The organism is Proteus faecis, from assembly GCF_030286765.1.
Lineage (GTDB): Bacteria > Pseudomonadota > Gammaproteobacteria > Enterobacterales > Enterobacteriaceae > Proteus > Proteus faecis.
Genome location: NZ_JASVWV010000001.1, coordinates 20559 through 42936 on the forward strand (window position 1 = coordinate 20559; position 22378 = coordinate 42936).

The 22378-nt window shown below is 33.3% G+C and carries 20 protein-coding genes; 13 read left to right on the forward strand and 7 right to left on the reverse strand.

All coding sequences use genetic code 11. From position 1 onward, the window contains the following. Together glgB and QSH13_RS00095 are read right to left on the reverse strand one after the other, a co-directional pair. The gene (gene glgB, locus QSH13_RS00090; protein ID WP_286038657.1) at positions 1-2184 is read right to left on the reverse strand and encodes a 1,4-alpha-glucan branching protein GlgB; all 2184 of its coding nucleotides are present in this window, start codon (positions 2182-2184) and stop codon (positions 1-3) included. A gap of 366 nt (positions 2185-2550) precedes the next feature. Beyond that, positions 2551-3432 (reverse strand): LysR substrate-binding domain-containing protein, encoded by an 882-nt coding sequence (locus QSH13_RS00095; RefSeq protein WP_109397450.1) that lies wholly within the window; start codon positions 3430-3432, stop codon positions 2551-2553. 143 nt (positions 3433-3575) lie between these two features. Here QSH13_RS00095 and QSH13_RS00100 point away from each other — a divergent pair, with 143 nt between their 5' ends. Then, positions 3576-4301 (forward strand): sulfite exporter TauE/SafE family protein, encoded by a 726-nt coding sequence (locus tag QSH13_RS00100; protein WP_194294840.1) that lies wholly within the window; start codon positions 3576-3578, stop codon positions 4299-4301. Between the two features lie 521 nt (positions 4302-4822). Here the strand turns inward: QSH13_RS00100 and QSH13_RS00105 are convergent. Then, a complete protein-coding gene (locus tag QSH13_RS00105) occupies positions 4823-5590 on the reverse strand; it encodes a GNAT family N-acetyltransferase (protein WP_109397448.1) in 768 nt (255 codons plus the stop codon). 876 nt (positions 5591-6466) lie between these two features. On the opposite strand from QSH13_RS00105, the gene leuE reads away from it, so the two are divergent. Next, complete coding sequence (leuE, locus tag QSH13_RS00110) at positions 6467-7114, forward strand: leucine efflux protein LeuE (RefSeq protein WP_109397447.1); 648 nt, start codon at positions 6467-6469, stop codon at positions 7112-7114. 66 nt (positions 7115-7180) lie between these two features. On the opposite strand, the gene QSH13_RS00115 is transcribed toward leuE, so the two are convergent. Beyond that, a complete protein-coding gene (locus QSH13_RS00115; protein ID WP_286038658.1) occupies positions 7181-8200 on the reverse strand; it encodes a methyltransferase in 1020 nt (339 codons plus the stop codon). A 243-nt stretch (positions 8201-8443) separates the two neighbouring features. Between QSH13_RS00115 and QSH13_RS00120 the strand changes: the two genes are divergently transcribed. The 4 genes from QSH13_RS00120 to ddlA all read left to right on the forward strand — a co-directional run bounded on the left by QSH13_RS00120 (position 8444) and on the right by ddlA (position 11778). Beyond that, a complete protein-coding gene (locus QSH13_RS00120; protein WP_109397446.1) occupies positions 8444-9052 on the forward strand; it encodes a DNA-3-methyladenine glycosylase family protein in 609 nt (202 codons plus the stop codon). A 78-nt stretch (positions 9053-9130) separates the two neighbouring features. Beyond that, the gene (gene ada, locus QSH13_RS00125) at positions 9131-9979 is read left to right on the forward strand and encodes a bifunctional DNA-binding transcriptional regulator/O6-methylguanine-DNA methyltransferase Ada (protein WP_109397445.1); all 849 of its coding nucleotides are present in this window, start codon (positions 9131-9133) and stop codon (positions 9977-9979) included. Between the two features lie 61 nt (positions 9980-10040). Next, positions 10041-10361 carry a N(4)-acetylcytidine aminohydrolase gene (yqfB, locus tag QSH13_RS00130; protein ID WP_109397444.1) on the forward strand — a complete coding sequence of 107 codons (321 nt, stop codon included), beginning with the start codon at positions 10041-10043 and terminating at the stop codon, positions 10359-10361. Between the two features lie 316 nt (positions 10362-10677). Continuing rightward, complete coding sequence (gene ddlA / locus QSH13_RS00135) at positions 10678-11778, forward strand: D-alanine--D-alanine ligase (RefSeq protein ID WP_109397443.1); 1101 nt, start codon at positions 10678-10680, stop codon at positions 11776-11778. 291 nt (positions 11779-12069) lie between these two features. On the opposite strand, the gene QSH13_RS00140 is transcribed toward ddlA, so the two are convergent. Continuing rightward, positions 12070-13158 (reverse strand): alpha/beta hydrolase family protein, encoded by a 1089-nt coding sequence (locus QSH13_RS00140; RefSeq protein ID WP_286038659.1) that lies wholly within the window; start codon positions 13156-13158, stop codon positions 12070-12072. A gap of 535 nt (positions 13159-13693) precedes the next feature. Between QSH13_RS00140 and QSH13_RS00145 the strand changes: the two genes are divergently transcribed. The 4 genes from QSH13_RS00145 to QSH13_RS00160 all read left to right on the forward strand — a co-directional run bounded on the left by QSH13_RS00145 (position 13694) and on the right by QSH13_RS00160 (position 17388). Then, positions 13694-14071, forward strand: a complete 378-nt coding sequence (locus QSH13_RS00145) for a lysozyme inhibitor LprI family protein (RefSeq protein WP_228407403.1) — start codon at positions 13694-13696, stop codon at positions 14069-14071. A 204-nt stretch (positions 14072-14275) separates the two neighbouring features. Then, positions 14276-14809 carry a carbapenem self-resistance protein CarG family protein gene (locus tag QSH13_RS00150; protein WP_109397440.1) on the forward strand — a complete coding sequence of 178 codons (534 nt, stop codon included), beginning with the start codon at positions 14276-14278 and terminating at the stop codon, positions 14807-14809. A 217-nt stretch (positions 14810-15026) separates the two neighbouring features. Next, positions 15027-15827 carry a MetQ/NlpA family lipoprotein gene (locus QSH13_RS00155; protein WP_109397439.1) on the forward strand — a complete coding sequence of 267 codons (801 nt, stop codon included), beginning with the start codon at positions 15027-15029 and terminating at the stop codon, positions 15825-15827. Positions 15828-16104: 277 nt separating this feature from the next. Continuing rightward, positions 16105-17388: a cystathionine gamma-synthase family protein gene (locus tag QSH13_RS00160; RefSeq protein WP_109406307.1), complete on the forward strand. Its 1284-nt coding sequence runs from the start codon at positions 16105-16107 to the stop codon at positions 17386-17388. A 63-nt stretch (positions 17389-17451) separates the two neighbouring features. On the opposite strand, the gene QSH13_RS00165 is transcribed toward QSH13_RS00160, so the two are convergent. After that, positions 17452-18009 carry a GNAT family N-acetyltransferase gene (locus tag QSH13_RS00165; RefSeq protein WP_109397437.1) on the reverse strand — a complete coding sequence of 186 codons (558 nt, stop codon included), beginning with the start codon at positions 18007-18009 and terminating at the stop codon, positions 17452-17454. 288 nt (positions 18010-18297) lie between these two features. On the opposite strand from QSH13_RS00165, the gene QSH13_RS00170 reads away from it, so the two are divergent. Beyond that, positions 18298-19077 carry a helix-turn-helix domain-containing protein gene (locus QSH13_RS00170; protein ID WP_228407404.1) on the forward strand — a complete coding sequence of 260 codons (780 nt, stop codon included), beginning with the start codon at positions 18298-18300 and terminating at the stop codon, positions 19075-19077. Positions 19078-19209: 132 nt separating this feature from the next. After that, a complete protein-coding gene (locus QSH13_RS00175) occupies positions 19210-19746 on the forward strand; it encodes a metallophosphoesterase (RefSeq protein WP_109397435.1) in 537 nt (178 codons plus the stop codon). Between the two features lie 135 nt (positions 19747-19881). Here QSH13_RS00175 and ydeE read toward each other — a convergent pair whose 3' ends face one another. Next, positions 19882-21069, reverse strand: a complete 1188-nt coding sequence (gene ydeE / locus QSH13_RS00180) for an efflux MFS transporter YdeE (RefSeq protein ID WP_286038660.1) — start codon at positions 21067-21069, stop codon at positions 19882-19884. Between the two features lie 301 nt (positions 21070-21370). Between ydeE and accA the strand changes: the two genes are divergently transcribed. Continuing rightward, positions 21371-22333 (forward strand): acetyl-CoA carboxylase carboxyl transferase subunit alpha, encoded by a 963-nt coding sequence (accA, locus tag QSH13_RS00185; RefSeq protein ID WP_185900753.1) that lies wholly within the window; start codon positions 21371-21373, stop codon positions 22331-22333. Positions 22334-22378 lie beyond the last annotated feature (45 nt).

Consider the following 22378-nt stretch of genomic DNA (forward strand, 5'->3'; position numbering starts at 1 on the left):
TTAATCCTTCAATCTTAAATACAGTGTCGCAAGCGGAGGCAGTGTCAATGACAAAGAGTGAGGCTTGCCATTAAATGCACTTGTAATTGTTTCTATTTCACCTAAATTTCCTACATTGCTACCGTTATAAAACTCAGAATCACTGTTGAGAATTTCCTGATAAGTACCTGCTTTATTTACACCAACAACATAATTATGATGAACGACAGGAGTGAAATTACTAATAACAATGATTTCATTCTCTTGTGTATCTTTACGGCAAAAAGCAAAGACGGAGTTGTTGTGATCATCAACAGTAAGCCACTCAAAACCTTCACGTTCAAAATCACATTCATACAGTGGGGCATTAGCGCGATAAGAGAGATTCAAATCTCGCACAAAGTGTTGAATACCTTGATGCGGACTATTTGGCTCTTCAAGAAGATGCCAATCTAGGCTACGGTCATGATTCCATTCACGCCATTGTGCAAACTCACATCCCATAAATAACAGTTTTTTGCCGGGATAAGCCCACATAAAGCCGAGATAAGCACGTAAATTGGCAAACTTTTGCCAATCATCGCCAACCATACGACCAATCAATGAGCCTTTACCATGCACAAATTCATCGTGAGAAAGAGGCAAAACAAAGTTTTCGTTATAGGCATAGAGCATGCCAAAGGTCATTTGATTATGGTGAAATTTACGATAGATAGGATCACGTTGCATATAAGCTAACGTGTCATGCATCCAACCCATATTCCATTTGTAATTAAAACCTAAACCTCCTTCATCAGGCGGTAAGGTGACTTTAGGAAAATCAGTAGACTCTTCTGCAATCGTGATAGTCCCTGGACAAGTTACGCCCAGTAATTTGTTGGTATGACGAATAAAATCAATCGCCTCTAAATTCTCACGTCCACCGTGTTTATTTGGGATCCATTCGCCTTCTTTTCGGCTGTAATCACGATAAAGCATTGAGGCAACAGCATCGAAACGAAAACCATCTAGCGCAAAATGCTCATGCCAATACAATAAATTAGCAGAAAGGTAATTTAGTACTTCATTGCGCCCATAGTTATAAATCAACGTATTCCAATCGGGATGAAATCCTTCACGTCTATCCGCATATTCATAGAGTGATGTGCCATCAAAATTACGTAAGCCGTAATCATCTTCAGGGAAATGACCAGGAACCCAATCTAAAATGACATTAATTTCTGCTTGATGTGCGGCTTCAATAAAGTCACGGAAATCCATCGGAGAACCAAAGCGACGAGTTGGTGAATATAGCCCTAACGGTTGATATCCCCATGAACCATCAAAAGGATGTTCATTAATAGGGAGCAACTCAATATGAGTAAATCCCATTTCTTTAACGTATGGAACTAACTGTTCGGCTAATTCACGATAACTTAGCCAGCTTTGATCGTCAGTATGTCTACGCCATGAACCTAAATGAACTTCATAAATAGACATTGGTGCATTACGTTGATTTGCTTGCTGACGCGATAATGGCATTGGTTGAACGAGGGGTAATGTATTGATAATTGAGGCAGTTTCAGGACGTATTTGTGTTTCAAAAGCATAAGGATCTGCTTTTAAGCGACGTTCGCCAGTCGCATCAAGGATAGAGTATTTATAGCAATCCCCTAGATGCGCTTGGGGAAGGAAAAGCTCCCATATTCCACTTTCACGACGTAATCGCATTGGAAAACGCCGCTCATCCCAGAATGAAAAATCGCCTACAACGCTTACGCTTTTTGCGTTGGGTGCCCAGACAGCAAAAGTAATACCATCAATATCACCCAACTTGGCAGGGTGGGCGCCTAAACATTGATAAGAACGGGAGTGATGGCCTTGCGCTAAAAACCAAATATCCATTTCTTGCAATAAAATGCCAAATTGATAGGGATCATCAACGACACCTTGTGCATTTTCCCAGATTATATCTAAACAGTAATTAAAACGACGTTTACGTCGAGGGATCGCGCCACAGAAAAAACCACTAGGGTGTATACGCTCTAGTGTCGCGACTTTTCGTCCATTCTTTCTATCAATGACACTAACTGCAACTGCATCTGGTAAAAAAGCACGAACCTCTAAGCCCACTGATGTTTCATGCATACCAAGAAGTGCAAAAGGATCAGACTCATACCCATTAATTAGTTTTTCTATTGCTTTTTTTGTCACAGCTACAGACATCTTATCGTCCTTCGTTGCTAGCAAATAAATTAATAAATTTTATATATTAATATCAGCATAGAACGTTAATTTAAGTTAAACAATAAGTGTTTATAACAGATTATTTAAAATCAAAATAATTAACATAAGTTAATTTACTTGTTTTTTGTATTTAATTAATTGAATTTAAATAACTTTAATGAATGGGCTAGATTGGGGGATGAATTATAAAAATAGCACAATTAGCTTTTTTTAGATATTCATAAAAAAGAAACTATCATTAAGTATTTTTAACAAAATAGTTAGTAGACGGTTCTAAAAAATGTAATTAATAGGATTTAAATCGCTATTTTTATGAAAAACAATTACTTATTTTATTAGTAATGATTAATATTTCTGTTGAGTTAGCCATTGCTCGAAATCAAGATGTGTTTTGTTTTTTTGTACACCTAATGGTGTTAAAGCGTAGTAACTTATAGGTGCAATTTGGATATCGGGAAATAACACTTTTAAAGTACCGTTATTTATTTCATTCGATAAAATAGAAACAGGGCCAATGCCTAAACCTAATCCTTCAATAATGGCTTGAAGAGAAATATGAAAGTGATCAAAGCGGTAGTGACGTAAGAATGAGCGCTGTGTATTAAGATGAGTCGCCATTAACCATTGCTGCCAATGACCAGGACGAGTAAGCGTATCGATAACAGGGCAATCAAAAACATCTTCAAATCTAGTGACACTGTAACGCTTTAAGAGTTTTTCAGAAGCAATTAAACAATGTTTATCCGCTAAAAAAACAACAGATGAATACTCTTGTTGCTGAGGTTGAGGACGAATAATCAGATCATCATGACTAATCAAATGAAATCGCTCACTATTTGCAGAAGCAATTTGGATATTTGCATTAGGATATTGAAGATAAAAATTCTCCATTCGCGGAATAAGCCATTTTAAACAAAGTGTGGTAGGAACACTGATATTTAAAATGTCGTTTTTTCCACCATTACCATAACGAAAACCAATATCATTTAATTTATCAAAAACGTCACTTAACTCTTGTGCCAATGTTAATGCATAGGGAGTGGGTACTCGGCGTAAACCTTGTTTATTGAATAAAGTGACACCAAACCATTTCTCTATAACTTGGATATGACGACTGATCGCTCCATGAGTAACACATAATGTTTGTGCGGCTTCAGTGTAACTTTGGCTATGACAAGCGACTAAGAATGCACGCAATGAAGGTAATGGAGGAAGATTTCTCATCATAATTTTCTCATTATGGTTTATTTAGCATAAATAAAGCGACTTTCTGATTAAAACTCACAATACCGTGACATTTTATCACAGGTAAAAATAAAGAAGATAGGTATGATAAAGTGTCTTTAACTTATTGAACTTAAAGGATGATAATGAGTTTTATCGCAGTTATTTTATTAGCAGTATTGTCTGGCGTAATCAGTGGCGTTGTGGGAACGGGATCTTCTATATTATTAATACCTGCTTTGACTTATGTATTTGGTGCCAAGGAAGCCGTACCTATTATGGCATTAGCTTCAGTAATGGGAAATTTATCTCGTATTTATTTATGGCGTCATAGTATTCGCTTTAAACCACTATTTTATTATTTATTACTCGGCATCCCAGCGGTTATTCTTGGCGCTAATACATTATGGATAATGTCTGAAAAATGGCTAAATATTGGTATGGGGCTGTTTTTTATATTGATGATCCCCGTGCTTCACTTACTGCGCAAATATCAAATACAAATGAAAACCTACCAAGTTATTATTGCTGGTGCAGTTATCGGTTATTTAACTGGGGTAGTGTTTTCCACAGGACCATTAACGATCCCTATATTTTCGGCATATGGTCTAACATTAGGGCCATTACTTGCGACTGAAGCAGCAGCCTCATTTGTTATCTACCTCACCAAAGCTATGACATTTAGCCAACTTGGTGCAGTTAATAGCTTTATTTTAATTAGCGGGGGATTAGTCGGCTGTGGCCTAACTGTAGGAAATTACCTTGGCAAGAAACTGGTATTAAAACTAACACCAACACTTTTTCAATGGTTATTGGATGCTATGTTGATCTTTGCAGGTAGCTCACTGTTTATTAATGGGGTTATCACTTAATAAAAACAAATATTAACATAAAAAAATCCATCTTTTTTAAAGATGGATTAAATAGAGCAAGAATTTAATAGTGACAATGTACTTTTTCAATCTAAATATTTTATTATAATAAATCAATTAACATTAATTTAAATTATCAAAAAATCACATAAAAATATAAGATAGAATTATTTTATTTCCTTTTATAAAAAATTTTTAATATCTTTTAGTTACATTAAGATTTTTTGCGAAAATCATTATATTAAACACCACGAAGACATATTGATATTTTTATGCAACTATTGAGTAAATTTTCTTTATGGGTATGTTTTTCATTATTTTTTATGTTATCTTGTTCCCCGTTCTAAAGTTTAAATATTCATTTTCATAGCCATATTACCCAACTAAGGTTGGGTTTTTTTTATATACATCAAAGACAAATTATTTAGATTTTTATTTTGTTAAGTGAGACGCATGGTGTTTTATAAGTAAATTTATACATTAAAAAAGGCTCAATAGAGTTATTGAACCTTCTTATACAATTATTGGTTAATAAAGCTTAAATAGTTAAAAAGTGGTTTAAAACCAAATTTACGATATAGTGCTAAACCATCTGCTGATGCATCTAAAAAACAGCGTTCTACACCTTGCTCACGACAAAACTCTAACACATGTTTAATCAAATGAGTCGCATAGCCATTGCCTTGATAAGCAATATCGGTTCCGATATCGTCAAATCGCGCTAATTTATCATGCAATGTCAGCGTTAATGACGATACAGGTTGACCTTCAACTAATAATGCATAATGGAAGATAGTTGCACCATTATCTAATGCTTTCTGGTGATAACGAATATATTCATTAACAATCGTATCATCACTATCATCTCCCACAGGGAACGCTGTTTTTAATGGATGCGCCCACTGTTCAAGATTGTGATTGGTTAAAATAATATCGCAAGGATTATTACTATAAGATGGAAATACTGCTTCCGATAAGGTTAAATACATTGCAGTTGTCATACCATCACCGGTATAGCCTGCATTTTTTATTATTCCTTCAAATTCAGGCAATAATGTTTCAGGTAATACCAAAATATGGTCTTTTTTCTGTGAAGTAAAAAGGGTGCTGGCTTGCTGAAATGAGCTTTCTGTTGCGCCTTGGCGTAAATAAATAAAGTTAAAAATGGCGGCATCCATTGGTGTCATAAAGCAATGAGTATGATCACCAATACGAATATTGTTTTCACAAATTTCTGACCAAAAGGCTTTTTCTACTATTTTAAATTCTTTATACAGTTGTGCATCCATAATGGTTCTCTAGCTGAATCGTGATACGCGATATGGCGTTAATAAAGGTTCCGCTTTTTATAAATGCGTGTTGTACAACGCATTTATAAAATAAAGGTGACAATGTCACGATAGCGTGCATAGTAACAAGGTATACCCCAGATAAGGAGATATTTCTCCAATAATTAACATCTGATCTTTAGGCGTAGACCTTTCACCAACTGCAACCTGTTTTATTGTTAGTTTACCTGTTTGCATAAAATTATCATAAAAAATCGCTTATACATGGCATACAATACGTTCAGGGTGATGTTCATCACTATTATCAATGTAATCTTCTACTGCAATAATCTCATTTTGAATAAAGTGGCATAATTCCATCTTTGTCATGAGAATAAATGCAAAGTAAAAACGACACAGAATAACGGTTTTAATAAATATAATCTTTTTACTTCCTTATTTTTGTGCTAATTAACTGACTAAATAATAAAAAAACTTATTTTTCATTATGTTAATAAGTCGGATTGTTTTGGTTTTAAAAGTAGCACATAGGTTTAGATCACAAAAAGAATAATAAACTATAACAAAAAACAAACAACAGAGCATTGCATCCAAATAAAGCCAAAAACATAGGATATAATTCTGTATATTGGCTTTTTGGGTGGTTATTAAATCTGTATAAAATTTAATTTCAGCATCATACTATAACGCATGTTTAAACTGGTTTTTAACTCTAAAAATAAAAATAAAAAAAGATTTATAAACTGGTTTTTATATTCAAAGGCAGAGCAATTGACTTATCTTTATTAATTATAAAGATTATTGTTTTACAAAAATATTATTATGGATATGATAGCTCACATATTCAGCATGTTATTTTTTTGAAAAAGGCGTCGTATGTTAGAAAGTATCGGTATTTCAAATATTTGGACATACCTTTTAGGCGTTATTTTTATTACCTTAATACCAGGTCCAAACTCGATTTTCGTTCTTACTTCCAGTGCGAAGCATGGCGTAAAAGGGGGGTATAAAGCCGCTCTTGGTGTTTTTACGGGTGATGCATTATTAATCTTTTTGGCATTTTTGGGGGTTGCTTCATTAGTCAAGACTTCACCCGTTTTCTTTATCGTTATTAAATATGCAGGTGCTCTTTACTTAACCTATTTAGGATTAAAAACGTTATATGCAACGTTTCAAAAGAAAAATGAGACACCAGAGCAAGTCACTGAAGTTACAGTAAAAGCAAAAGATGGTCTTTATGTTAAAGCGTTATTTTTAAGTATGCTTAACCCAAAAATGATCATTTTTTATGTTTCTTTCTTTATTCAGTTTATCGACCCTAAGTATGAAAATGCAGGTATACCATTCTTTGTATTAGGTGTTATTTTAGAAATATGCAGTATGCTTTATTTATCAGTCCTTATTTTTGGCGGTGTTGCAATTACCAATAAAGTAAAACATAACAAACGGTTAGCTTCATTATCAAATAGTTGTATTGGTGCCGTATTCTTACTTTTTGGTGCGAAACTGGCATTAACTGCATAATTTTATTTAAAAAGCCACTTTTTAAAGTGGCTTTTTTTAATACAAACAAATGACCATCTCAATAGATTATTTAATAACAACCTCTAATATTGAGTTATATGTTTCTGTCTTTATCACTTTATTTATTTTTAAATCTGCTTTATCCAATAAAGCTATAAATTCATCTTCTGTACGCTCACCTGATTCTGGGAATGCACTCATGCAAAGAATATCCATATATTTAGCGACATCAGGTATATTCTTCTTAAAAATAACAGGTTCAATAATAAGTACTTTTGAATCTTTCTTCATAGCTTTACGGAAGTTTTTAAATATTTTAATAACACTATCATTATCCCAATCATGGATAATATATTTAATTAAATAGATATCAGATTCAGGATAATCTCCAAATAGATCACCAGGTATTAATTTCCATCGACTATCATCACCTAATTCAACTAATTTCGTTCTTTCTAACACATGCTGGCGATCAAACAACTGTCCTTTTAACGTCGGATTATTCTTTAAGACTTCTAATAATAATCCACCTAATCCTCCAGCAATGTCTGTCACTATTTTATTCTCTGGAAAATTATAATGCTTAATAATAAAATAATTTTCTATTTTTGATAGTGAGCTCATACCCGCTTGAAAATCATGATCTTTTCTTACATTATCTTGCCAATATTGATAAAAAGACATGCCATATAGATTTTCAAAAGCGGGATTACCTTGAACAGACTCAATGACATCACCTACTGGGCGCCATAACGTTTCATTTGTTAACATTAGCACGGCATCACGTAAGCTATATTTATGATCGCTTAATAAAAACTGTCCTGCTGGAGCAAGAGAATAGCGAGAACCTTCCGATTCATAAAATATACTTTCAGATGCTAACATTCTTAATATTCTATTTAGAACATAGGGAATTGAATTCGTTTTTTTTGCAAGTTCATTTATATCTTTAGGTCCTTCTTTTAATAAATCAGCAATTTTTAATTTAGCTGCAACTCTTAAAGCGGCTGGTATAGTAAAGCACATGGATTTTTTCATTAATTCTAATGCTGCTGACTTATTATTTAAATCTAAACTATTACTCATGATATTAATCTCCATTATATATAATGCATATTGGTTTATAAAAATAAGTATTTAGAATGAAGTATAGAATTTTTTTTAATTTAGATAAATTTATAAATATTTAATTTCATCGTTTTTAATTGTGATTTTTTCTATAATTATTATTAATTACATGAAAATAAAAAAGCAAGAAACGGGGTGTATAATACCTTAAGCTTCAAGTTATACTGTCATTTATCTAGTATATTTTGATATGAGATAGCTATGTATTTTCAGTATGGCGAAAAAGAGATAAATACTTTAAAAAATCGTGATAAGCGTTTAGCTGCGCTTATTGAAAGAATAGGGGATATTAAACGGCCTCTTACTCCTGATTTATTTACAGCATTAGTTAAAAATATTATTGAACAACAAATCTCAGTTTCTGCTGCCGAAACCGTTAATCTGCGATTACTCAAATTATGTGAGGGGATTTACACACCAGAACGTATTGCAAAATTATCAGAACAAGAGATACAGCAGTGTGGAATGACTATGCGCAAAGCTGGCTATATTATCGGTATTGCGGATGCAGTTATTTCAGAAAAACTAAATTTAAATAAAATTCCTGATATGACAGATAAAGAAGTTATCGATACTTTAATTCAATTAAAAGGTATTGGGGTTTGGACTGCAGAAATGCTATTAATCTCTTCACTTAATCGGCCAGATATTTTAAGTTGGGGAGATTTAGCTATTCAACGTGGAATTATGCGTCTTTATCGCCATAAAACATTGAATAAAGTACGCTTTGCACGTTATCGAAAACGCTATTCACCCTATGGTTCTACGGCATCGCTTTATCTATGGGCATTATCTAAAGAGCCAGAGTAATTGAGCAACAAACGGAGTTCTTTATTCATTATATTTTGTTACTAATAGCTATAATTCTGTATTTAAAGGACTACCATAATGGAAAATAAACATAATCAACTTATTGAGCAAGCCTGCCGTTTTATTGAAAAAAATAACGGTGATGTGTCACTAGCCAGTATTGCAAAGCATGTTATGGCAAGCCCATATCATTTCCATCGCTTATTTAAATCAACGATGGGGATCACTCCAAAAGATTATGCTAATGCATATCGTCAAAAATTAATAAAAAAAGCGTTAGTTCAAGATGGCAGTATTACAGATGCAATTTATCAATCTGGCTTCAATGCTAATAGTCGTTTCTATGAAAATGCAAAAGCAATATTAGGTATGACGCCAACGAATTGGCGTACAGGAGGTAAGAATATTGCTATCTTTTTTGCTATCGCGCAGTGTTCTTTAGGAAGTATTCTTGTGGCACAAAGTGAAAAGGGGATTTGTGCCATAATGTTAGGAGATGATGCTGAGTTGTTATTAGACGATTTACAAAAACAATTCCCTCTGGCTGAATTAATTGGTGCGAATGAAGAGTTTGAGCAAATCATTGCACAAGTCATCGGTTTTATTGAGTTACCTCAACAGCCCTTATCTTTACCTCTTGATATCCAAGGAACTGTATTTCAACAAAAAGTTTGGCGGGCATTATTAGATATTCCTTTTGGAAGCACGATGACTTATCAAGAAATTGCCAATAAAATTGGAGCCCCTAAGGCATATCGTGCTGTCGCTAATGCCTGTGCGGCTAATAAGCTAGCCGTTGCTATTCCATGTCATCGTGTTATTCGACAAAATGGTGAATTATCAGGTTATCGTTGGGGGATTGAGCGTAAAGCCAAGTTGCTTCAGACAGAGGCATTAAATAACGCCAAATTAGGCAAAAAAGAATAATAATTTATTATTGCATGATAAGATAATCAGTATGTTATCAATAAATTTATGAGTTAATATTATGTCGGCAATACCAACAGAAATTACTTTTTTCGAACGTTTAATTCCTTCTATTCTTGAAGGAAAAAAAGTGATTACTATCCGAGATAAAAGTGAAAGTAATTATAAGCCAGGAAGCATTGTTGAATTATTTGCTAATGAACATCGTACTCATTATGGAAAATTGAAAATCATAACGGTATCACCTTTACGTTATGACGATATCAATGAGTATCACGCGCAACAGGAAGGCATGACACTTCCAGTGTTGAAAGCGCTTATCAAAGATATTTATCCTACAACACAATCTTTATATCTTATTGAATATCAGTTAATAAAATAAGAACAAAAAAGATCACACCGTGATCCTTTTGCTTAAACAAAACTTTAGCTATCTGAATTGATTGCTTTAACTGAATAATCAATAACGTTCATTTCGGTTGGTTTACATCAGCCATGGTGTCTACTTACACCAATAGAATAGGTTTTGTTATTGCGTCACTATATCTTGAAAAAGTGATGTTTTAGCACTCTATATCATAGAATTTCATCATTTTATCGTGATTTTTCGCAGATAAGAACTATCTGCCTACATTGGGGGTTTTTATCATGATATATTGCTACCTATTCGCTATAGCTGTCCTATAAAAGGTTAGAAAATGAGTAAATTAAGAGTCGCTATTATTTTTGGTGGTAAATCCACGGAACATCAAGTTTCATTACAGTCAGCAAAAAACATTATTAATGAATTAGATCGAACGAAGTTCGACCTTTGCTTAATCGGTATTAATGAACAAGGCCAGTGGCATGAATATTCAGAAACTGACTATTTACTAAATAGCGATAATCCTAAAACTATTTCATTAAGCAAACCTTTAAGAGCGGTTGCTATTATTCCAGGTAGTGTGAAAAAACAATTTATTTCACTTGAAGATGGTCAGGCATTGCCTCAAATCGATGTGGTATTTCCAATTGTCCATGGTGCATACGGTGAAGATGGAACACTACAAGGCTTATTACACATGATTGATATGCCTTATGTTGGGCCTAATATCATGAGTTCAGCTGCTTGTATGGACAAAGATATTACTAAACGTTTACTTGATGGTGCAGGATTAGCGGTTGCACCATTTATTACCATTATGGCACATCAAATTAATGATATTCATTACAATGAAATGGTGCGTCAATTAGGACTTCCTTTATTTATTAAGCCTGCGAACCTAGGCTCTTCAGTAGGAATTAGCAAAGTTAATAATGAAGAAGAATTCAACGCAGCATTAGAAATGGCTTTTGAATACGATCTTAAAGTGATTGTTGAAAGTGCTATTGTAGGTCGTGAAATAGAGTGCGCTGTTTTAGGTAATGAAGATCCTCAAGTTAGCCCTTGTGGCGAAATCGTATTAAACGATGCTTTCTATGCCTATAACACAAAATATATTGATGAAGATGGTGCTAAGGTTGTCGTCCCTGCAGTAATGGATGAAAAGACGAGTTTGCATATTCGCCAAGTTGCCTTAAAAGCATACCGAGTCCTTAATTGCTTAGGTATGGCTCGTGTAGATGTATTCTTAACGCAAGATAATCGTGTTGTGATTAATGAAATTAACACACTACCTGGTTTTACCAATATCAGCATGTATCCTAAATTATGGCAGAGTGCGGGTTTAGGCTATCAATCGTTAATTACTAAATTAATTGAGCTAGCACTAGATCACCATAGAAAAACAACTGTTTTAAAAACAAAGTGTGAACTTTAATTGATGTATAAAAAGTGAGTGCTTGATAAAAATTACATACCTCAATCAATTTGGTATTAACTGTTGCTGATATTCAGATAACCTGTAATTTTATCATCGCGTACTAGCTGGCTATAACGTTATTACGTTTAAAGAAGTACGCAAAGCACTCACTTTTGGTTCTCAAAAAGTAAATATTCATCAAGTAGAAAAAAGACTTCTTCTTAACGTTGCAAAACCAACTTAGGTTCGGTTGATTTGTGTTTTTACACTTCAACACCTAAAGAGCCACTCTCAGGCGTTATCAACATTTCATCTTGTATTTGTATTGCTGTTTTTACATTCAAAATCAATATAATCAGAAGATGTTGTCATCTCTTCAGTGAGCCATGCTGTTAAGTAATTTAAAGCATCAGGGGAATAACTATCTCGCCCTTGATAAATGAAAAGTATCTGTTTCCACCAAGGCCATTGATTATCCAACTGGTAATTAAAGAAAGGTGCCTTTAATAAACCATGAGAAGCATTGGGAAATAGGATAACAGTCTTATCTACATGATTTCCTAATAGTGTTCTATATAAGCATGCATTTTTCAGTGCATCGACATTAAGGTCTAATTCACCAAACATAGCCAATACTCGTCCATTCATGTGCGGTAAATTTTTAGATGAATCACTTAAATAGTTTTGAATAACAAAATGGAAACGATCGTCAGACATATCTTCCTGCGCTGAAATATCATGGCTACCATTAATGCCAAACACCCGATCGTTTTGTTGCAGTTGTTCTGAAACCCTTCGAATAATTTCATTATCATCAATATTGTCGGCTTTTAAACGCACTTGGTGATAATAAGCACCTTGATCTCGCCAATTTACAGCACCACCAATAATAACGGAAAAATCGGGGTTAGATTGCGTCGCTACAATAGGGATAACCCAGCCAGCTTGTGAAAATCCTAAATAACCAACTTTAATATCGGGTTGAGTAAATTTTTTTTGAATAACCTGTAATGCTATTTGTGCTTCATCTGCTCTATCTTGCATCGATTGATGTAACCAATTTCCTTGGCTTTCTCCCACGCCAGGTTTATCCCATGTATACACACCAATACCAGCATCCACCAAGCTATTAATTAATGGCAAATATCCACTATTTGCAAAGCGATCTTGAGCACCATCACCATGAATAAAAATAGCAACTGCTTTTATCTTGTTCTGATTGGGTAAAACTAATGTTCCAGATAACGAGCTTGTTTTAGAAGTAAAACCAATCGGTATTATCGTTAATGCATGATCATCCAATTCAAAATCAGAATACTGACTACGACTGATGATAATCACAACAATAAGTGTGAGAAGCCCTAAATAAAACCAAATTGATTTGAAACATTTTTTCATATTTTGAAAAATCCACCATGGGGATAGCCCCTGATTATTATAAAGTGAACATTTGTAACTATAGTTATATAACATGTACTAATTAGACTAATTAGTCCAATAAATTAAAGCTGTTTTGTTAAGATTTACTTAAACAGAAACTAGTAAAATAAATTGCTTATTAATGTGAAATTTATTAGATGCTTTCAATAAATATTTTTCGATGCAAAAAATAGAATATAACTATTATTTCACTTAGTTTTTTGCAAATGATATTTATTTCTAAAGAATAAAAACATCAGGTTGTCTTTTTTGAATTTTTTATTAGATAAATAATCCACCTAAAAATATCAATATAATTACTCAACGTTCAATACTGTTACCTAACTTGGATTATCTAAAATAGAGCAATTCTTCCTTGTCTTCATGTAATTGTCATATGAAAACCTTGTTAAAATGATAAAGAACTTACTTTGTTTTTATCTTCTAAATCAAGCAGTAAAGAAATAAAACAAATATCTTTAGCTATGTTTTTAATCAAAAAATGGACGGTGTGATGAAAAAACTTATTCTATTCGGTGCAATATCTGGCGGTATACTATTTTGGTCGATACATTTACAAGCAGATAATTTTGATTGTCGAAATGCCGCGACTCAAACTGAAATTAATCAATGTGTATATCAAGATTTTCAGCAGAAAGATGAAGAGCTTAACCGTATTTATCAACAATATTATGCTAAGTTAGAAGGTGTTCGAAAAGATCAACTTAAACAAGCTCAGTTGGTTTGGATTGATTTTAGAGATCTCTCTTGCCAATATGAAGCTGATTATTATCAAGGTGGTAGCTTAGCGCCAATGGTATATAGTAGTTGTTTAAAAGATAAAACAAAAGAAAGAATTAACGACCTTAAAAATTACATTGCTCTATATTAACAGGAAACATTAAATCTAAAAAAATATACATCTAGAATATCTTCTTTTTATAATGGTTAAATAATTATAGTGATTATCATAAAAATATTTTATAAATGGTGAAAATGTAAATTTTGTATTATTTTGAAACATAAAAAATCTTGACTAATCATTATCATAAAGTAGTCTGATGCGCAAGTAACAAGCAAAAAAGAACTGAATATAATGAATAAGATATTAAAACTTGGGCTAGGATTACTTTTTTTATCGCTACCATTTGCTTCAGTATCAGCAGATATTAAACTCGAATATGGTGTAAATCTTATCGATTTTAATGGTGATGGTATTCCTGATGTTGTCGTTAAATCTAGACGGTCATTCGATGATTCAACATCTGTTGATATGACAACTGTTTATATCAAAGGAAGAGATCAAAAGGTTTATATTGTTCCGTCTATCTATGCTAACGCTTTGAGTCTTTATAACAATAAGATTAAAGGTACAGATATCACCATCTCTGATTTCAAATTTGTTGAGAAAAAAAATCATATTATATTGTTAAGTGCTGAAAAAATAGGAAACAACTTACAGAAACCCACTCCAATTCGCTTTTCAAGTCATTCTATTTCAGAAAATAAAAAAAGTGATGAAACTCAATTTAAATGGCAATTTAATACCTATTGTGTAACTGAATCATCCTATCTCAACGTAGAAGATGCATATTCTGATAACTGCATAAACAAAATTATTAATGAATAAATTTACAATTTAAACTGCAAACACATCATAATATGATGTGTTATTTTTTGTTTTATAAAACAATGCATTGTAAAAATATAAACAATATTCTTTTCTTTATATGCATTGGGTACTTGTATCATTTCTTGTTCCTTGTTATTAATCTACTGTTAGGATATTTCTTAATCAAAATGATTTTTATGGCGCTGTTTTATCAAAGTTTGTTTAAGAGGGAGATATGAAGGAAATTATTACAGGTTTACTTCTAGCCTCAATATCACTGTTTACTGTATCTTGTTCACAAGAAGATACACATAGAGTAAAAGTGGCAATTAATACAGGGCCTGATCAAGTAATTTGGGATGAAGTTATTCGTTTAGCAAAACTAACTGAAGGGTTAGATGTTGAGGTTGTTGCTTTCAATGATTATGTACAGCCTAATAGGGCATTGAACGACAAAGAAGTTGATGCGAATGCGTTTCAATCTATTCCTTATCTTCAAGCTCAAATGAAAGAGCATGGCTACCAATTTCATATTGCCAGTAAAACGTATATTTTTCCTTTAGCGGCATACTCTAAAAAAATTAGTGATATAGATGAATTAAAGCCGGGTGATGTCGTTGCAATTTCAAATGAAGTTAGCATGAAAGGGCGTGCACTTTTATTGCTAGCAGAAAACCATCTCATTACTCTTAATGATAATGTCGGTTTTACAGCAACAGTAGACGACATTATACATAACCCTAAAGAAATAGTTTTTGTTGAAGTCGACTCACCTAAGCTTACTGAATCATTAAATGATCCAAATATTACAATGGCTATAATAAACAATAATTTTTCATCTCAAGTTGGACTCATTGCGACTCGTGATGGATTAATCTTAGAAAATAAAAATTCACCTTATGCTAATGTTATTGTTACGCGTGAAGATAATAAAAATGATGAAAATATAAAGAAACTGATTTCAGTTCTGCATTCAAGACAAATCGAGTTAAAATTCAAAGAAATGTATAAAGGTGATGCTGTAAGAGCTTGGTAAGCTCCTTAACTTAAAGGTAAAAAGAGACACTCATCTTTTTATCTTTAAGTTTATCTTATTTTTTCCTTCTTTTTAACTAGAATAATCAACGCTTATTTAGTCCAATCATCTTGTTTAAATACCGACCAATGAATAGAACTTTTTATTTAAAGCTATTTTTATGTTTGAACTCATTATGTTTATATAACCACAGGTTTTTACTCTATATAAAACATTCTAACAACATGAATTTTTTTCAGTATGATAAAGATCCTTCATTAAACACAAGAAATAAAAAATGACTGATTCTCAACTGAAAAAACAATATATCGGCGAACATAAAATATCACCAGAAACACTAATGATGAGTTATGGCTATGATCCATTACTCTCTGAAGGTTCAGTTAAACCACCTGTATTTTTAACCTCCACCTTTATTTTTAAAAGTGCTGAAGAGGGCAAAGCTTTTTTTGATACAGTAAGTGGTAGAAAACCTTTACCAGAAGGTGAAAAAGCGGGTTTAGTTTATTCTCGTTTTAACCAACCGAATAGTGAAATTGTTGAAGACAGATTAGCAGTTTATGAAAATACACAATCTTGTGTATTATTTTCATCAGGAATGTCCGCGATCACCACAACATTAATGGCATTAACGCAACCAGGTGATGTCATTTTACACTCACAGCCACTTTATGGTGGAACTGAGACATTAATTGCCAAAACACTTGCTAAATTTGGTATTCAAGCAACCCCATTTACTGATGGATTAAATCTCTCACTTATTCAAGAACAAGCCGATAAAGCCCGTCAAAAGGGGCGTGTATCCGTTATTTTTGCAGAAACTCCTGCAAACCCGACTAACTCATTAGTTGATATTGAAGCATTAAAAAATGTTGCTGACCAATTAGAAAAAACGCAAGGCTATCGTCCTATTATTGTTTGTGATAACACATTACTTGGCCCTGTATACCAACATCCAATAGAACAAGGTGCTGATATTTCACTCTATTCTTTAACTAAATATGTTGGTGGACACTCAGATTTAGTCGCAGGTGCAGCAATGGGCTCTCGTGAGCTTATTAATCAAATCAGATTATTAAGAGGAGCTATAGGGACGCAACTGGATCCGCATTCTTGCTGGATGTTAGGTCGTTCGTTAGAAACGTTACAAATTAGAATGGAAAAAGCCAATCAGAATGCATTATTAGTTGCAGAGTTTCTGCGTGACCATGAAAAAGTAAAAGCAATCCATTATTTACCTTTTGCTAATAAAAATTCTGTTGAAGCTCAAGTTTTTACTAAACAATGTACAGGTGCGGGCTCAACTTTCTCATTTGATATTGTGGGTGGAGAAAGTGAAGCTTTCCGTTTTCTTAATGCCATGAAAATTTTTAAACTGGCAGTAAGTCTAGGGGGAACAGAATCTCTAGCATGTCATCCTGGTTCAACAACGCATTCGGGTGTACCAATAACATTACGACATAGCATTGGCATTCAAGACACCACTATTCGTTTATCTATTGGAATAGAAAATCCTCAAGATTTAATTGCTGATTTATCCCAAGCATTAGCACATGTTTAATTAAATTATCGTGTTAATTAAAAAACACCAGATAATATGAATTTCACAATCTGGTGTTTTGTTTTAATCCATCTGTTTTTGGATTTCATTCCATTCATCTTTAGTTAAGCGACAAATATTTTCAACTTTCACTTCATCTAAACATTCCACGTATTGTTCTTCAATAACATGATGGAATTTAAATCCACATTTTTCTTGTGCTTTTTGTGACTTCTCATTATCAGCGAAATAGCCACACCATAAATTATCTAATTCCAATGTTTCAAAGCTATGTCGACAGATTTCTTTTACAGCTTCTGGTATTAAACCTTTGCCCCAAAATGGCACACCAATCCAATAAGAAACTTCAGCATCATTATCTCCAATAGGGAAATTACTCTCATTTGCGAAAGATAATCCAACCAAACCGATAGCGAGATCATCATCAATTAACGTAACGGCATAAACTTCGTTACGCATAAATATAGAGCGAATAATTTCGGCACTTTCTTCAACACTTTTATGTGCTGGCCAACCTGCAATTGGACCAATGCGTTCATCTTTTGCATATTGATACAAACTTGATGCATCAGAAAGTTTCCATGGGCGAAGTATAAGCCTCTCTGTTTTTAATGTTTTCATTTCAATAAGTTCTCTTAATTTTCAAGTGTTTTGCAATTTATCTTACGCCTTTAAGATGTGAGTATTCTAAAGAGAACAGCTAAAAAACCGAATGTCATAAAACAGGTAAAATCGGTACTTTTGACAACTAAATGAGAATGGATACTTGTTATTAAATTCAATATCGTCAAAGATAAAAATAGCAAATGGGCTAGGTAAGCATTAAAAGAGGTTAATTGATTTATGTTGAGTCAAGTTCTGTCACGACTTAATGCGTCATCGCAACATGCCATAATAGGTGAAAGTAATATGACAAATGAAATTGGTTATCCTCTACCTTTATCCTATATTGTGATTATGATTTGTTTAGAAGGTAGGGCAATAGCCAATATTGGTTTTCAAAAACAGGTGATCAAAGCGAATGATATTCTTATTTTAGGCGATGATATGATGACTGTTTTGAATCAAAAATCAGCAAACTTTCGCTTGTTTTATTGCTTTCTTGATAAATCTTTTGCCTCAGAAATTGCTTATTCTCTTTCTAATACTTTATTTTCATTTCTCCATGAAAACCCTGTTTGCCACCCACAAAAAGAGCAATATGAAGACTTAAATAGATGGACTCAACAGCTAATACATATAGATAACAGTTATTCTGAACACAGAAAATTAATGTTAAAAAACCACTTACAAAATCTTTTTTTTGCGATTACTGAATCAATACCCCCTCATTTCTCGATCGCCAAAAAAGAATTTAGTCGTAAAGAAAAGCTTTGCTGGCAGTTTTGGGAATTGATCGGAAAATATTGTTTAGAGCATAGAGAGGTGGCTTTTTATGCAAATCAGCTTAACATTACACCGTTTTATTTATCACAAATAACAAAGCAATTCTTTAATGATGCGCCTAAGACCTTGATTAATCGTCAGGTTACTCTTGAAATAAAAACATTATTAATGCACACTTCGCTTTCGGTAAATGAGTTATCAATGAAGCTTCATTTTGATGATCCCTCATATTTATGCCGATATTTTAAAAGAGAAACAGGTAACTCTTTATCGGGTTACCGTAAACAACATCAACGACAATAAGACAGATGATATTGTACTTATTGTTTTATTTTTAACTAAAGGAGGGAATTATTTTGAAAAAATATCACTATGCAGACCGAGGGAAAATATTTTCTTAAGGTTGAGAACTTTATTACTTATTAAGAAATTACTATGATTTACTTTACTTCTGATACACATTTCTGCCATTCAAATATCCTCAATCTTTGTGATCGTCCATTCAACAGTGTTAGTCATATGAATGACACTTTAATTCATAATTGGAATGCTTACGTTTCTGATAATGACGAAATCTACATTTTAGGTGATTTTCTTTATCGCGGAACAGGGCGAGATGCCAATCAAATCTTGCGCCGATTAAAAGGTAAAAAGTACCTTATCCGTGGAAATCACGACAAGTTTCTAGACGATCCGGAATTTGATGCATCGGCATTTGAATGGGTAAAAGATTATTTTGAGTTGGATTATAAAAAAAGAAAAATTGTGATGTTTCATTATCCTATATTGGAATGGGCTGGTTTTTTCCGTGATTCAATTCATTTATATGGTCATGTTCATAATTCACAAAAAGATCCGACTCAACGTAAGCGTTTAGATGTTTTAGGAAAAAATGCCATTAACGTGGGTGTTGATGTTAACGATTTTTTCCCTATTAGCATTGAAACAATCATAAGAAGAGCGTCAAAATAGTTAAATTGAGCCATATTTAGCTTATATAACGCAATCTTGAAAAGGAAAAGTAGAGGCTGATAAGTTATCCGTTTTCTACTATGACTCATAAAAAAGACACCAAGGTGTCTTTTTAGTCTGCACATTTAAACAAAGCTAAAGTGTAATCGTTCTTTTTTTACTGGCGTTCATGCCTTGGATCATACAAAACCAAGCTAATGCAGAAACAGCCATTAAAATAGCAAATAAAGAAACCGGAGGGAAGGAAGTCAGAATAAAACCACTGGCCAATGGATTAAGTGCAGCACCTAACCAACCTAATGACTGAGCAGAAAAATAACTTGCTTTCATTCCTAACGGCGCAATGTTATCAATCATCATATACTCACCTGGTGCATAAATTAACTCACCTAAGGTAAACACTGCGATAGCTAATGCCCAAAAAATTAAATTGTTGCCTGCAAACATAAAACCAAGTAAGCCCATCATAAAAAATAGCGTACCAAGTGTCATTAATTTACGTAGTCTTTCGGCTGTAACATGCTTACCTACTATATATTGTAGAGAGACTACAATGGCGGCATTTACAGGTAATACAACCGCAATAACAGACTCTGCTAATTTTGCATCATAAACCACTAAAATATATTGTGAAATACAGGATGCAAAAGAGCCAAATGTCAATGTACCGAAAAAAGTAGAAAGCACAAACCAACTTAATGCTCTATCTTTTAACATCATTTTCGGATCCCATTTCACACTATTTTCTTCATCAACATTTATTACTTTAGAACGTTGAACGAATAGCTGGATCATAAAAAGTGGGATACTGGCAGAAATAGCGGCAAGCCAAAACGGTAATTGTGTTCCATACATTAATAATAAGGTGCCAATAGGTGGGCCAACTGTCCACCCTATATTGATAAAGGTATAGTTGAGAGAAAATATTTTAGGTTTCGCTGAAATTGATAACGTTTCAGAAAAATAGGCCTTTAACACGGTTGAAAATACTAAATAAGAGCAGTTAATCACCGAGAAAAAGATAACCACTAAAACAGTACTATGGATCATAGGTATTGCAGCAAATCCAAAAATAAACGTTATAATCGATAGCAACATATAACGTTTTTTCTCAAATTTATCAGCAAGCATCCCAAAGCCAAGGCTGAAAAAAATACCCGTTGTTAATGCAATAGACATAGCAATACCTATATCATCAACGGGTAATTGATACTCCCGAGACAAATAGATAGCCATAAACGGTAATGTTGCACCTCTTCCTATTGTAAGAAGAAGTGATGAAAATAGCAGTGCAGTTGTTGAGCGTGTTTTTTTTGAGAGCATATTATATTTATTCTAATTATTTGTATTTTATGGTTTATTTTATAACTTGAGCGATTTTTACGGGTGAAGAAAGAATAAAATCACACTGTATATTAATACATGACTTAATAATTTCTGTATAGCTTAAAATCAGAGAAAAAGCTCTTTTTGATCTTCTTTTTTCTTGCGGTTCTTATTGTTAAGTTTAATTATCCCATTTTTGATAATAGTGTTTATCAAATTCCTCACTATTAACACATTATTATTTTTTCTAAACTGATCTCATTACTGTTTTATTTACTGCATTAAATCTGAGGTCATTATGTCTTTTATTCATCTTGAATTTGAAAAACCTATTGTTGAATTAGACGAAAAAATAGATGCATTACTCACTTTTAAACAATCTCAAGATGAACTAACCAGCATTAATTTAGATGAAGAGATCGCACGCTTAAGGCAAAAAAGTCTTTCGCTGACAAAATCGATTTTTACTGATTTAGGTGCTTGGGAAATTGTGCAACTCGCTCGTCATCCTATGCGCCCATATACCCTTGATTATATTAAAGCGATTTTTACTGATTTTCAGGAATTGGCGGGGGATAGGGCTTACGCCGATGATAAAGCGATTGTGGCGGGGTTAGCGCGTTTAGACAAAATGCCCGTCATGGTAATTGGCCAACAAAAAGGGCGTGATACAAAGGAAAAAATCTTTCGCAATTTTGGCATGCCATCACCTGAAGGTTATCGTAAAGCATTACGTTTAATGAAAATGGCGGAGCGTTTTCACCTGCCTGTTATTATTTTTATTGATTCAGCAGGGGCTTACCCAGGTGTCGGCGCAGAAGAACGAGGACAAGCCGAAGCTATCGCGCGTAATATTCTTGAAATGTCACGATTAAAAACACCTATTATTTGCACAATTACTGGTGAAGGATTTTCTGGAGGTGCGCTAGCCATTGGTGTTGGTGATAAAGTTAATATGTTGCAATACAGTACTTATGCGGCAATTTCACCAGAAGGGTGTGCTTCTATTTTATGGAAAAACTCTGATAAAGCGCCAATTGCGGCAGAAACAATGGGAATGACTGCACCTAAATTACAATCATTAGGGATTATTGACGCCATTATTCCAGAGCCATTAGGTGGCGCTCATCGTGATCATCAACAGGCCGCAGAATTTCTTAAACAACAATTATTAACTGACTTAGCCTTATTAAAAAGTTACTCAACCGAGGCGCTTTTAGATAAACGTTATCAAAAACTCATGTCTTATGGTTACTGTTAATTATTAACGAGAGAAAAGAAAATGAATGATACACTGCCTATATTA